At 49.3% G+C, this 12,914-nt stretch carries 14 protein-coding genes and 1 CRISPR repeat array; of the genes, 7 read left to right on the top strand and 7 right to left on the bottom strand.

Going from position 1 to position 12,914, the window contains the following annotated elements:
• Nucleotides 1–62 precede the first annotated feature (62 nt).
• The 7 genes from glmM to ACMLHZ_RS07555 all read right to left on the bottom strand — a co-directional run bounded on the left by glmM (nucleotide 63) and on the right by ACMLHZ_RS07555 (nucleotide 6,562).
• The gene (gene glmM / locus ACMLHZ_RS07585; protein WP_418667156.1) at nucleotides 63–1,409 is read right to left on the bottom strand and encodes a phosphoglucosamine mutase; all 1,347 of its coding nucleotides are present in this window, start codon (nucleotides 1,407–1,409) and stop codon (nucleotides 63–65) included.
• Between the two features lies 1 nt (nucleotide 1,410).
• Complete coding sequence (locus ACMLHZ_RS07580; protein WP_418667155.1) at nucleotides 1,411–2,097, bottom strand: UDP-N-acetylglucosamine pyrophosphorylase; 687 nt, start codon at nucleotides 2,095–2,097, stop codon at nucleotides 1,411–1,413.
• A gap of 257 nt (nucleotides 2,098–2,354) precedes the next feature.
• Nucleotides 2,355–2,762, bottom strand: coding sequence for a VOC family protein (locus ACMLHZ_RS07575; RefSeq protein ID WP_418667154.1), 408 nt, complete (start codon nucleotides 2,760–2,762; stop codon nucleotides 2,355–2,357).
• A 48-nt stretch (nucleotides 2,763–2,810) separates the two neighbouring features.
• On the bottom strand, nucleotides 2,811–3,644 hold the full coding sequence (locus ACMLHZ_RS07570) for a helix-turn-helix domain-containing protein (protein WP_418667153.1): 834 nt from the start codon (nucleotides 3,642–3,644) through the stop codon (nucleotides 2,811–2,813).
• Between the two features lie 226 nt (nucleotides 3,645–3,870).
• Nucleotides 3,871–4,908: a CRISPR direct-repeat array (repeat unit 33 nt; unit sequence ATTTCTATCCACGCTCCCCGTGAGGGGAGCGAC).
• Nucleotides 4,909–5,328: 420 nt separating this feature from the next.
• The gene (locus ACMLHZ_RS07565; RefSeq protein WP_418667152.1) at nucleotides 5,329–5,784 is read right to left on the bottom strand and encodes a hypothetical protein; all 456 of its coding nucleotides are present in this window, start codon (nucleotides 5,782–5,784) and stop codon (nucleotides 5,329–5,331) included.
• A gap of 12 nt (nucleotides 5,785–5,796) precedes the next feature.
• Nucleotides 5,797–6,216, bottom strand: a complete 420-nt coding sequence (locus ACMLHZ_RS07560; RefSeq protein ID WP_418667151.1) for a hypothetical protein — start codon at nucleotides 6,214–6,216, stop codon at nucleotides 5,797–5,799.
• Nucleotides 6,209–6,562 carry a PadR family transcriptional regulator gene (locus ACMLHZ_RS07555; protein WP_418667150.1) on the bottom strand — a complete coding sequence of 118 codons (354 nt, stop codon included), beginning with the start codon at nucleotides 6,560–6,562 and terminating at the stop codon, nucleotides 6,209–6,211. Before ACMLHZ_RS07555 ends, ACMLHZ_RS07560 begins: the two co-directional genes overlap by 8 nt.
• A 1,080-nt stretch (nucleotides 6,563–7,642) precedes the next feature.
• Here ACMLHZ_RS07555 and ACMLHZ_RS07550 point away from each other — a divergent pair.
• The 7 genes from ACMLHZ_RS07550 to ACMLHZ_RS07520 all read left to right on the top strand — a co-directional run bounded on the left by ACMLHZ_RS07550 (nucleotide 7,643) and on the right by ACMLHZ_RS07520 (nucleotide 12,833).
• Entirely contained in the window at nucleotides 7,643–8,755 is a 1,113-nt protein-coding gene (locus ACMLHZ_RS07550) for a hypothetical protein (RefSeq protein WP_418667149.1), read from the top strand.
• A gap of 198 nt (nucleotides 8,756–8,953) precedes the next feature.
• Nucleotides 8,954–9,730, top strand: coding sequence for a hypothetical protein (locus tag ACMLHZ_RS07545; protein WP_418667148.1), 777 nt, complete (start codon nucleotides 8,954–8,956; stop codon nucleotides 9,728–9,730).
• Between the two features lie 622 nt (nucleotides 9,731–10,352).
• Nucleotides 10,353–10,814, top strand: coding sequence for a DUF5626 family protein (locus tag ACMLHZ_RS07540; protein WP_418667147.1), 462 nt, complete (start codon nucleotides 10,353–10,355; stop codon nucleotides 10,812–10,814).
• A gap of 551 nt (nucleotides 10,815–11,365) precedes the next feature.
• Nucleotides 11,366–11,719: a hypothetical protein gene (locus ACMLHZ_RS07535; RefSeq protein ID WP_418667146.1), complete on the top strand. Its 354-nt coding sequence runs from the start codon at nucleotides 11,366–11,368 to the stop codon at nucleotides 11,717–11,719.
• Nucleotides 11,720–11,932: 213 nt separating this feature from the next.
• Nucleotides 11,933–12,121, top strand: a complete 189-nt coding sequence (locus ACMLHZ_RS07530) for a hypothetical protein (protein WP_418667145.1) — start codon at nucleotides 11,933–11,935, stop codon at nucleotides 12,119–12,121.
• 57 nt (nucleotides 12,122–12,178) lie between these two features.
• Nucleotides 12,179–12,319 carry a hypothetical protein gene (locus ACMLHZ_RS07525; protein ID WP_418667144.1) on the top strand — a complete coding sequence of 47 codons (141 nt, stop codon included), beginning with the start codon at nucleotides 12,179–12,181 and terminating at the stop codon, nucleotides 12,317–12,319.
• 85 nt (nucleotides 12,320–12,404) lie between these two features.
• Nucleotides 12,405–12,833, top strand: coding sequence for a hypothetical protein (locus tag ACMLHZ_RS07520; RefSeq protein WP_418667143.1), 429 nt, complete (start codon nucleotides 12,405–12,407; stop codon nucleotides 12,831–12,833).
• The last annotated feature ends 81 nt before the right edge of the window (nucleotides 12,834–12,914 follow it).

Here is a 12,914-nt window from a genome sequence, read left to right as displayed (position 1 = left end):
TTGAAAAAAGATCGAAATTTGCCGTGCCCCCGAAGGCCCGGAGCTGGGCTGGGAGCTTTGGGTCAGCCCAGCTCTTCCTTTACCAAAAGCGCCAGCTCGGCGGCGATGCGGCGGATGACGGATTCGTCCCGCCCTTCCACCATGACCCGGATCAGGGGCTCGGTGCCACTGACCCGCACCAATACCCGCCCCCCGTCGCCCAGGAGCTCCTTTTTTTCCCGGATGGCGGCCTTGATGGCGTCGTTGTTGTAAAATTCCAGCTTTCCCTCCGGGCTGACCTGCACGTTTTCCATGACCTGGGGAAGCCTTGCCATGACGGCGGCCAGTTCAGCCAAAGGCTTTTGGCAGCGCTTTAAAAGGCAGAGCAATTGCAGGGCGGTGAGCTGGCCGTCGCCAGTGGTGGCAAAATCGCGGAAGATCACGTGGCCGCTCTGCTCGCCGCCCAGGGTGTAGCCCTCGAGCTCCATCTCTTCCAGCACATACCGGTCGCCCACCTTGGTGGCCGCGAATTTGATGCCCTGCGCCTCGCAGAACTTTGCGAAGCCGAGGTTGGTGAGCACCGTGCCCACGATGGTGGACCGGCGCAGCTTGCCGCGCTGCAGCATGTCGAGCCCACAGACGGCCATGATGAAGTCGCCGTCCACCACATTGCCGTCCGCATCCACAAACAGGCAGCGATCGGCGTCGCCGTCGAACGCGACGCCCGCCTGTACCCCCGGGTGGGTGCGCACATATTGCTGCAATGCTTCCAGGTGGGTGGAGCCGCAGCCTTGGTTGATGTTCACCCCGTCCGGCGCGGCGCTGAGGATGACCGCGTTCGCCCCCAGCTCGGCAAACAGGGTGGGGGCGGTGGCGCTGGCCGAGCCGTTGGCACAGTCGACCACAATGTTCAGGCCGTCCAGCGAGGTGGGGATGGTGCTTTTCAGATGTTCGACGTAATCGCGCGCGGCGGCGGCGCAGTGGGTGATCTGCCCCAGGGCATCGCCGGTGGCCAGCCGCCACCGGCCCTGGCCGATGAGGCGTTCGATCTGGTCTTCCAGTTCGTCCGGCAGCTTGAAGCCCTCGCCGCCGAAGATCTTGATGCCGTTGAAGGGATAGGGGTTGTGGCTGGCTGAGATCATGACGCCCGCGTCGGCCTTGTATTTCATTACAAGATACGCCACGGCGGGGGTGGGAACGACCCCCAGGTCGATCACATCCGCCCCCACGCTGCACAGGCCGGCCGCCAGAGCCGCGCCCAGCATATCGCTGGAAATGCGGGTGTCCTTGCCGAGCACCACCAGGGGCCGCCGCCTGCGGCCATAGGTGAGCACGGTGGCAGCCGCGCGGCCCAGGTCCATGGCCAGCTCACAGGTCATATCCTGCCCGGCGACGCCGCGCACCCCGTCGGTGCCAAAAAGTCTTCCCATATTATCGCCCCTCCTCAAAATTCAGAATGCGTTTTACCACCTGACCGGGCCCCTTGAAGATATGCCCGGCGGGCACCACGCCCCGCACGCAGCTGGCGGGGTATACCTGGCTGTTTTTGCCCAGAACCGCGCCGGGGCAGAGCACGCTGTTGCAGCCCACCTCGGCCCCGTCGCCCACCAGCGCCCCCAGCTTTTTGCGGCCGGTGGCGAGCTGGCATTCCGCCCCCCGGATGACCACCGGGCTTTTATCGCTTTTCAGGTTACTGGTCACCGCGCCCGCGCCCAGGTGCGCCTTGTGGCCCAGGATCGAATCGCCGATGTAGTTGAAATGGGGCGCCTGCGCGCCATTAAACAGAATGCAGTTTTTCAGTTCGACGCTGTTGCCCACCACCGCGCCGGCGCCCACCAGCGCCGCGCCCCGGATAAAGGCGCAGTGCCGAACCTCGGCCCCGGGACCAACGAGGCAGGGGGCGCCCAAAAAGGCTGTGGGCGCCACCCGGGCGGTTTTGGCCACCCAGACCCCCGGCGCTGGAGAATTGTATTCGCCGGCGGGAAGGCTTTCGCCAAGGGTAAGAAGAAAATCGGCCAGGCCGTCCAGTGCCTGCCAGGGCCAGGGAAACCGGGCCAGCAGGGGGGCCGCCAGGGTATGGGAGAGATCGAACAATTCCTCGGTGCGGCATGCTTGCATGTAAGGCACGCTCCTCTCAAAACAAATCTGTGCCTATTATAAGCGGTGGACCGACGCTTTGCAACCTGAAAATGCAAAAAAAGAGGACGAAAAACCAAATTTGGAGAGGCTCACGAAATTTGAGGGAAGAGAACACAAAAACCTTGGCGCATATTCCGGCCCGGTTTGCACGATCGGGCAAAAGGACAGGCGGGCGGCTGAAAAGCCGCCCGCCTGTTTGGAAGCTTGAAATAAAAGACGAGGGTGTGCCGGCGCGGTCACACGCCGCCGGCATCGCTCAATTCAAACAGATTTCCCTCCGGGTCCCTGAAATAGGTGCAGCGCATTCCCCATGATTCAATGTATTGGGGCTCACCCAAAAATATCACACCTGCTTCTTTCAGCCGTAAATAATCCCCATCCAGATCAAGCGAGGGAATGATCGCCACAACGGTATCCGGCTGTGCGCCGGCAGTGGGCTGGGTATACCCCGGGAACATGGACATTGCCTGCGCCGCAAAAATGGCAAAACAAGGCTGCGCGCCGCCGCTTACGGCAAAAGAAGTGTAGGGGCCTTTTCTGTCGCCCCACACGGGGAGGAGACCCATTTTTTGCGTGTAAAAGTCGAAGCATTCGCCATAATCCTTTCGCACCAAAATGCGGATGGTTGCTTGATCAAAGTTCATTTCTGCAATACCTCTTTTCGTGTTTTATATTACAGAAACATTATAAGCTCAAAATTTTGCGATTTCACTGTAAAAATCGGACATGTTGGCCCGATACTCCTGGGGGGTGATGTTGCAGACGATTTTAAAATCTTTTACAAAGTGGGAAACATCGTAGTAGCCGAGTTTTTCGGATATGCCCCCCAAGGTGTTCACCCGTTGATTTAGAAAGTGAAGGGATCGGTTGACCCTGACCAAGCGGGAAAAGGATTTCATGCCCATGCCGATGTACAGATCAAACAGACGATTTAAATGCCTTGGGCAGTAAAAGCTTTTTTGTGAGAGCTCGGCGGAAGTGATGAGCCCCCCGCTTTGAATGATCGCTGTAACAGCCCGAGAAAGCTCGGTGGGATACTGGAACAACATGCTTTGAAGAAATTTTTCCTCGGCCCTGAGCAATAGCTCATCTACCGAGGAAGAGCCCCTGAGGATGTTCTTGAGTGCTGTGTCCAGGGAATAGTCGACCGCGGAAAAAGGGACGATCTTGTTGGTTAATTCTTTTTGATTTGTTTTTTTAAAAGGGGAAAAGCCCGCCGGCTGAAATTCAATGATGAATATCATGCCGCACTTATTTGCAATATCGCCCACTTTTACCGGCTTTGTGGTGGGGCCAAACAAAAAGCCATGAAGCTGGGTATTATAAACGAAAAATACAAGCGTGGCGCTGCCATGGGGCATGACTGTGTAGGCGTCTGAAATAATTGCTTTGTTTGGAAAAGTGATCGTGAAATTGGATATTGTGTTTCTTAGTTCTTCACAGGGGAGCAGGTAGGCAAAATTTTCTTCACGAATCAGGATCGTTCTGGTTTGAGATATATGTGCCAGACTGCTTTTAGTGATCACGATTGACCTCACGCCTTTCGATGTGGGCAAAACCACTTGTGGATACGAAACCGACCCAGAGTACACAGAATGAAAAATAGCCGTAATGCGACGAAGATTTTTGGCATATGCGCAGCTGCTGTGCGAGGCAATGAAGCTTTGAAACAAATACAAATTTTGACGAGCCGGAGGCTTCTTCGTGAGGAGAGCGACATCAAGTGGCCAACCCCAACACCCCCGCAGAGGTATTTCTATCCACGCTCCCCGTGAGGGGAGCGACGACCGGACCCACAGCGTCCTACGAACCGATGTTATTTCTATCCACGCTCCCCGTGAGGGGAGCGACATGTGGGCGGCGTGGAAGCATCGTTCATGGAGATATTTCTATCCACGCTCCCCGTGAGGGGAGCGACGTGGATAGGCTATTCGACGGCACCGAAACGCTGATTTCTATCCACGCTCCCCGTGAGGGGAGCGACAACGGCTTGTTTGTTGGGGTTTCTTGGTGCGGATATTTCTATCCACGCTCCCCGTGAGGGGAGCGACGTGGAGTGGACGCCCCCCGGAGCGCGGTACCTGCAATTTCTATCCACGCTCCCCGTGAGGGGAGCGACCCAGCTGGCCGCCCCCGCTAAATAACCTTTTAGCATTTCTATCCACGCTCCCCGTGAGGGGAGCGACCGGCCAGCTCGTCCGGGTGCTCGCGGCAAACTCGATTTCTATCCACGCTCCCCGTGAGGGGAGCGACGCGCAAAAAACTTAACAAGATCGACTTTGCCACAGATTTCTATCCACGCTCCCCGTGAGGGGAGCGACGGATATGGCCCGCACGCAAAAGGCGGAGTATGCGATTTCTATCCACGCTCCCCGTGAGGGGAGCGACGGTGCCCAACGTCTCGGCGATTTTCTCGGCGGCATTTCTATCCACGCTCCCCGTGAGGGGAGCGACAGCAGGCCGGAAAGGAAATCGGAAAAGATGAAAATTTCTATCCACGCTCCCCGTGAGGGGAGCGACTCGGAGACATCCAGCGGGAGTTCCAGCACGTCAATTTCTATCCACGCTCCCCGTGAGGGGAGCGACTCGCTCTTTGGCGCGCGGGGCTTGCCCTTGCCGGGATTTCTATCCACGCTCCCCGTGAGGGGAGCGACCGATTGCGTATTCATGTTACCCTCCAAAAAAAGAATTTCTATCCACGCTCCCCGTGAGGGGAGCGACTTCAAGGCTGTTAAACTCGATCTGAATCTCATCAATATTTCTATCCACGCTCCCCGTGAGGGGAGCGACAGCAAAGTTAAACAATAAGCCGAAAGAGACATGAGAAAACTTTGGATAAAAGAACAACTTTATTCTCAATCTACTACAAAAGTTGCATTTTGTAAAGCCGGTAAAAGGCAAAAACGTGCAAATATGCAGCTGGAACCGGTGCGAAGGTCCCTGGCTTTTTGTGTTTGCTTGCACTTCGCACTGAACTATAATTTATCGTTGCTTTGGAAGATCAGAAAGACCAACGGAAATTGAGACTTTTGGTACCCTTATACTTTGGTTATCCTGCCAAAGGCGAGGCACAGGGGCTTTAAGATGAACTTTTTCCACCTAATAAAAAATCAAGGCTGGGTGGCAGCACCCAGCCTTGAAGGTATTGCAGAAACCACGATGCCGCACGGTAGGGAAAGGCGCGGCACAGGTTCCGGCAAGCGAAAGAAATTAATAAAGGTTGCCGTTTGAATCGCAGGAAATGGAAACCGATGGATATACCGTGGTTTCCCCCCGCACGGTTCCCCTGGCCGTGGCAGTGTTGCCGCTATAGCTGCTGCTGGGGGAGGAAAGCGACCAGCTGGTGACATAGGGGGTAAAACTATAGCCGCTGTTGGTGCATACACAGCTCACGCCGGGATTTACTGTAAACACGCCCTGCACAGCAAAGGTCCACTGCAGCACGCCATGCAAAACATAATCGTACTTTCGCTGGCCAATTTTTTCATGCGAGCCGGAGCGCGTGAGGACGGGGGTCTCGATAAGAGTGATGATAACATATGCATCTTCGCCCAACTGCCGCACTTCGCGGCTCACAACGATCTCCCGCGGCCCGGCGGCAAGCGCGGGAACGCACAGCGCCGCGCTGAGAACGAGCGCCAACAAGAGCGAAACAACCTTTTTCATACTTTGACCTCCTTAGTGATTCATAATAGCATTTTCCGGAATGGAGTCGATCTCCTCCGGTTTTTCAATGATCACAAAGGGGTTGCCGTTGGCGGCATAACAGATACGCTCGATGGCCAGGGTGAGACCCGTGCCCAAGACCACCGCCGCGAGCAGGATGAGCAGGATGCGCGCCCAGGTATGGCGGCGCACATAGCCGCGCAGGGTGGAGGGCGGCAGGGCCGCCAGCATTTCGTCCGCGATTTTTTGCGGAGCGCCGAAATGTGCCTCAAGTTCTTCCAGATCGGCGCCGGGGTGGGCTTCCAGGTAGTCCCACACATCGCCGCGCAGAGATTCCACCACCTGCGTGCGGGTAGCACGCGGCCCTACCAAGGCGCGCCCAACCTGCCGGAGATACTGTTCCACGTCTTTTTCCAGCAAGAGGTCAGTCACCGGGCTCACCTGCCTTTTTGGTGTTGTTCAGCACGTTCACCACGCCCTGGTTGAGCGAAAAATATTCACGGCGTATTTCGGCCAGATAGGTTTCGCCCTTGGGCTCCAGGTGGTAGTAGACGCGCGTGCGGCGCTTGCCCACCAGCTCTTTGCGGTCGCTGATAAGGCCCTTTTCCATCAGGCGGTACAGGGTGGGGTACATGGAACCTTCCTGCAAGGTATACAGGCCTCCGCTGCGCTGGGCCAACATTTGGGAAAGCTGATAGCCGTACATATCCTGTTCCCCCAGCAAGGTGAGCAATAAAAGCTCGACCGTGCCGCGTTTCAAATTATCTGAAATGCTCATAAACATATCCTTTTCTTCTGTGATTTAATTAAATCACAAATATAAGCCCGTGTAAATACTATTTATGATAATATATATATTGACGAGTTAATTTCAACATGATATTATAAAACTGTAAAAAATGGAAAGAGAGGGTGGAGCCAGTGCAGTTTTGACTTTTCACATGAAAGATAAAGCGGACAATCGGAGAAGGATTTGTTATCACATATGAAACGCAGCAGGTAACAATGATTCCATCGATTCAAACACAGATGATGAGCCCGCGTATGATGCCTATGTATTATTTGTATACATGTGTTTGGGGAATTTTTAATAATAATATTCCAGTTGGACAACTTCAGTTAGAAACTTTCTGCTATGGTCAGTATGACGCACAAAATAACTCTGTTATTTCTATTTTACAGTTTAAAACAATAGAAAAAAGTCTGTAAATTTGGATACCTATAGTTTTGATTGTGAACAAGCACAACGAAATGCACCGACTGTCGGGAAAATTACTTGGCTGATAGGTGGAACTGTAAGATTTTCATGGACTGATCCACTATTGCAAAGTACTTTTGCGATAACGAAAGAATTCAGTAGAGGAGATACTTTTGTAGCGGGGGATCATGGGATTTAACGATGTGATTTAGGAGTTTAACTTATAGATGTATGAAATATTAGCGGCATTTTCTTATTTTGAAACATTTCTCAGAGTTTCTAATTCCGTTTTGATAGCGATAGCATTGATTATATATATTAGAAAGAACTCGAAAAAGTGAGCACAAAAAAATGGTGACGACAAAAGGGCAAAGTTTATGCACCTGTTTTACTATTTAGGGAGGGCGACTAATTTCAGAATTAGTCGCCCTTTTTTGAAGGAGTTTTCGAATAAATAAGAAGAACCTAATGGATATAGCGGAGATACGCAGTGGATTGAAGGGACTGTTAAATATTATGACCCCAATCAATATGATACGGGTGCGCTTGGAAGTCATACAGTCGATGTTAATACTATGAAAACTGCGATCCAAAATCGCTATGGGTACTATATTCGATCAAAATAGCAGAGGCGCAAAAAGTATTGTGTAGAGGTATGAGATGAAAAAGTGTCGTAGGCTGGCAGTGGCTTTCGCTGTAGCAATTGCGGTGTTCACTTTAGGGTGCAGCGAAAAAGAAGTAGCTTCAGAAGCTATATTGGATGAGCCCCAACTACTTAAAAAGGAAAATCTGGAATTGGATGGGCATATCTCGCTGCGAGAGAAAGAAACGCTGCTGGCCTACGATATTTATGGAGACGAAATACTTTGTGGTATTATTACCCCGGTTGAAGAATATGCGATGCGCAGTGGGGCTGTTTCTTATACCCGAACGATATTTATTTGGGACAAAGAAGAAAATAAAATAAAATGTTCATTGGAACTGGAACCCAAAAAATATTTGGTTTCGTCGGCGGTGATCAGTGAAAGGAACGCTTGTTTTTCGGCGATGCCCGTGGAGGGCGATTTTGCAAAAGATAAAGGGCAGCGCTGGGAGATTTTTACCACCGATTTTTTACAAGTCGCTTTAGTGGATTCAGGAAAAGCTCCGTTCTATGCTACCCCAGGTATCCCGAAAATCGTGAGAGAAAAAGATGACATCAAGTATATGTATTATGATTTGGCAGTACCAAACGCTAGGTGGGGAATAAGAAGAATAGGAAAAACTTCTGTGTCAGAGGTAGAAATAAACTTTGGAGATGTTGAACCAAGGAACCTTGTTACAGCAGAACAGAATGGGCAGATGGCATTTTTGGCTGTTTGTAATGATACGGAAGGAATTGCTGTTTGTGTGGACGGAAAATTCTGTTTTATAGAAAATAAAAATGGAAATATATATGCTTGGGCGATTCAAAATAAAAAGGTGATATATAGTTGTGGCGAAGAAACTGATGAACTATACTATTTGGTAGTTCATGATATTACAACAGGAGAGGAAAAACAAGTGCAGACGCGTGTACCCCTTACAAAGCTGGTAACAACAGAAACGTTTTTGTTAGCGGGGGGTGCGGACTGGAGAATTTATCAAGTAGCCATAAAAGAAAAAGAAATCAAGATTGATGAGTGTGAAATATATCCGGCGAGAGATGTTTTTATGTTTATTCCCGGTGATGACGAAGTGCTTATCAACAACTTGATGGATTATCGTAAAATGTACCTTATAACTGAGGAATAAGCTCAACCCCTGAAATTAAAGGATGTGTTGTTGAGTGAACAGTTGATTAGACAGGAAGTAATTTGTCTTAATAGATAATATGTATTATAAAAAGCGTTATCTTCCCCAAACGATTCAACTGGTTTTCTACTTTAGCTCTTACAAAATTTCAAGAGTTTTGTCCACGCCATTTGTTTTCCAAACAAGAAAGGAAAAAGCATGAAAAAAAGGCTCTTCTTCATTTTTCTTTTTATCGTTTTTGTGTCTTTTACTGGTTGCGGTAAAGATACACAGATTCCTTCTTCTAAGTTAAAGGACGAACAGGAAACGGTTTCATCTTCCACAACAAGAGAAGAGAGGCTAGCGCTGCAGTTAGAAGAAGCTAAAGCTGAACTGGAAAAAATAAAAGCAGAAGAGCAGCTTTATATCAATGCTCTTGATGAACAACTGGAAAACATACCTTTAAAATTAAATGAGCGATATTGCTTCTTACTTGATAACAACTACATAATAGCTGGCGGCTCTATCTATCCCGTTACGGATCGCGAAGAAATTTGCAACTGTTACAATGCTGCTTTCATTCCAGAGGAGTTGGAGGGATTAAAGTTTGATAACGCTCACTTTACGCTTGAAGATAATCCGAGATTTACGGTTCACACAGACGCCCCGGATATGGTTGAAATAGGCACGATCGAAACAATTGAGCTTTCTCCAAACAAAATACTAGCTGTTAACCTCCGCTACAAGGATGCGTCTTCTACGTTGGACGTTAAAATGTATCGTTCGGATTTTGACCCTCTATTTCCCGCAGGGCTATCGACCGATCACGAATATCAAATTATAAATATTCCAATTGGTGATGCGTTAGCCTTGCGCTGGGAAAATGGCCGACAAGTATATTATATAATAAGCAACGATAAAACAGAGGAAGAGAAGCGAGCAATGTATCAAACGTTTGAAAACCAAAATATTTCGTCTGTTTTAACTTTGAATTAAGGCAGGGCGTGCTTTGAGGGGCTTTAGCAAAGCAGCAGAGGTGGTAAGGGCGTAATAGGGCAGTTAGGCGTGGGCTGACAGGGCAGTTTGGAAGGCAGAAGAGAGCAGTCTTGACGAAACCAGTTAAGCAGATGACCCCCGCGGCCCGAGGAAACAGACGGCACCCGGTGGAAAGGAGCCCGGAAGAACGGAAAGAAACAATAACAAAGCTGTGGCCACTGCATTTGCGGCGGCCACAGCTTTGTTTGTGGGGCATTACACAGATCCTGTTCCCTCAGCAAGGTGAGCAATAAAAGCTCGACCGTGCCGCGTTTCAAGTTGTCTGAAATGCTCATAAATATATCCTTTTCTTCTGTGATTTAATTAAATCGCAAATATAAGCTCATATAAATACTATTTATGATAATATATATGTTGACGGGTTAATTTCAACATGATATTATAAAATTGTGAAATAGGGAGAAAAAAGGTGGAACCGATGGGGTATAAGAGCAAGCCTTAAAATATATCTGTTAAGAATCTATGAATTTTAAGACGAAGCTGCTTTTTAAGTTACCATCAACATTTGGCTTATGGGAGGATGTCTCGTTAAAAAATATTTTCTGCTGTTTTGGCGTTTGCTATGATGTTTACGGTTGTTCCTTATGCTTTTGCAGATTCGAACACTTCTCTTGATGACCTTGAAATCAGCGATACTGTCAGTTTTGATCTTACTAATCGTGTCCGTCAAGAACAAGAAATTGTACTTGAGAATGGAGAAATTGCCACAATTGGAGTTGTTCCGGTAGGCCCTACTACGCGCGGAACCTATGAAAATGCTACTGGGGAGTGGGAAATTTATGGGTATACTGTTTACATGAATGTTTGGTGTTTTATTAACATCTCTTCGGAAGGAAAAATTACCAATGCTTATAACCCATCACATCTTGGCCTTGGCGTAACTGTCACTAATTCTGGTTTGGAGTACAGTAGCACATTAGCCAGAGGTTGGTGGGATTATGAATTTCAAGGAATAGCTAGCGCAAGATATAATTTATATGCAGAAATGAAAGGTACCACTTTGTATACTTCTGTTTCTGGTTAAAATACTGTTTTCAATAACTTCAACATACTAAAAAATAAAAGGGGTGCTCTATGTCGTCTCTGCTCCAATATTCCTGGGTCCTGATGGGACTTTTACCCCTGATATCTCTCGTGGCGCTGGTGGTAATCGCTGTAGTGATTTTTAAAAAAAGCCGCCGGACAAAAACTTCAAATCAGCAACACGGCCAGGAACCCTGAATCTATGCCGAGCTGTAAGTGAATCTTTTCCGTTGCGGTCTTTAAAGCTGCCTCCCGCCGGAGGGCGGCGAACCAAGAGGTACCACGGGCGCTTTTCATGCCCCCGTCCTTACGTTACAACAAGGACGAGGGCATGTTTGGGTCTGCTGCGTCACACAAAGGGGTTATACTTTTGAATTATATCTTTTGCCAGATGTCTCTATATCCCAATAACACTTGATACGCTGACGGTTGGTGAGGCATTTAACGTTAAACCCATGAAAAAGCAAATTATAATTAAAAAACAATAGCGCAGCAGGGAAATAAGATCATGGCTTTTCTACGCTTATTTTAAAATGAGAGCGAGGGGCCTTTATGGAAAACAACAAGAAACTTTTGCGAAGCACTGTGATTTGTAACATGATCTCCATGCTGCTATTTGTGGTATGGGCGCAGGGGATCAATCAGCGTGACTATATGAGGATCTTTGCGTGGACAAAGCTTGTGATTTATCCCTTGGCGGGTGCTGTGCGGATGTTTTGCGTTTTATCAGGGAATCTTGCTTTTGATAAAACCCGATTTTCGGTTTCGGCTGCATGCAGGAATAAAATGCCTGCTGATGGTGGTGCAGACCCTTATAGCGATTTGATATGTACTGCTGGTGGACAATTTTATCGGCCCGCTGCCGTTGCCCAGGGTCATCGCGAATACCCCGCTGCTCAGCTTTAACGTGTTTCAGCAAATCGAGGGGAATATTTACGGGCTGGCCGCGGTTGGTGTGAGCGCGGCATATGCAGCTGTTTGGGGGGGCGCTTGTGCCGGAAGGGAAAACAAAAGGATGCAAATGAGAGAAGGCAAACGAATTGCGGCGACATTGCTTCTATTTGCTTCTATTATTTATTTGGGCGCATTGGCGCAAGGAACTGGGAAAACCACAAAATTGTGAGGATCATGGATCGCTATGATACGATCGATTCGATCCGCCTTGTGCGAGGGCAGGAAAGTTCGTTTAACGTGGAAGAGCCCGGCCAGGTACAGGAAATCAAAAAGGTATGCGAGCTTCGATCATTGTATGCCGCAAGGAAAGTGAAAAAGGGGCATTTTGCAGCGCTGTGTGAGATACAGTTTTAGGCGCAGGGAGCACTGACGGGTACGGCGCGGCTTTACAGAGTGACGGACGGAAGCTTTATGGAACCTGAAAAGCGGGAAGAATACGAAACGGCAGAGGGCGATTATTATGTTTTGGAATGGGAAAAGAGATGGGCTTTTCCAGTTCCGGAGAAGGATGCAAAAGTGGTGTTGGAACTGCTGGAACTGGGCAGAAACTGATATAACATCCAGATGGATGCGAACGGTTGTTCTATGGAATTGGCGATCCGCCAAATAAATCAGGAATTATTTAGGAATGATAAAAATGCCAAAAAGGAAAAAATTTTTGATCGGGTTCGTGGCGGCTGTAATGGGAATTGCCGCTGTGTTTTATTGTGCGGAAACGCTGACCCCTAAAAAGTTTTCGGCCTTTTTTAAAGGCCCGCTCACGGCCTGCAGTGTGAGCCACCTGAACAATGGCACCCTCCATCTGAGCGGGGATCAGTGCGCCGAATTGATGGCCCGCCTGGAAAATGCAGAATTTTTTAGCGAGGGACATTCGGGCCGGGTGCTGCCGGGAACGCTTTACCATTTGAGCCTGTGGGGAACGGGCGGCGGAAAAGATGCTGTGCTGGAAATGAGCGTTTCGGATAAAGGGCCCGTTTATATTGGAAAAAAGCGATACCGCATTGAAACCACCGGCGAGCCGTTGGCAGCGTTTTTGCAGGAGATGTACGAAAAACAGCTCAAATAAATGTGTTGGTATAGAAAAATCGGTGCCCTTTCCGGCGGTTCAACGCCAGGAGGGGCACCGGTTTTTTTGATGGTCTTGCTA

It is taken from the genome of Allofournierella sp., assembly GCF_048388525.1.
In the GTDB taxonomy this organism is placed as follows: Bacteria; Bacillota; Clostridia; order Oscillospirales; family Ruminococcaceae; genus BQOK01.
This window is presented reverse-complemented; position numbering and strand designations above follow the sequence as displayed.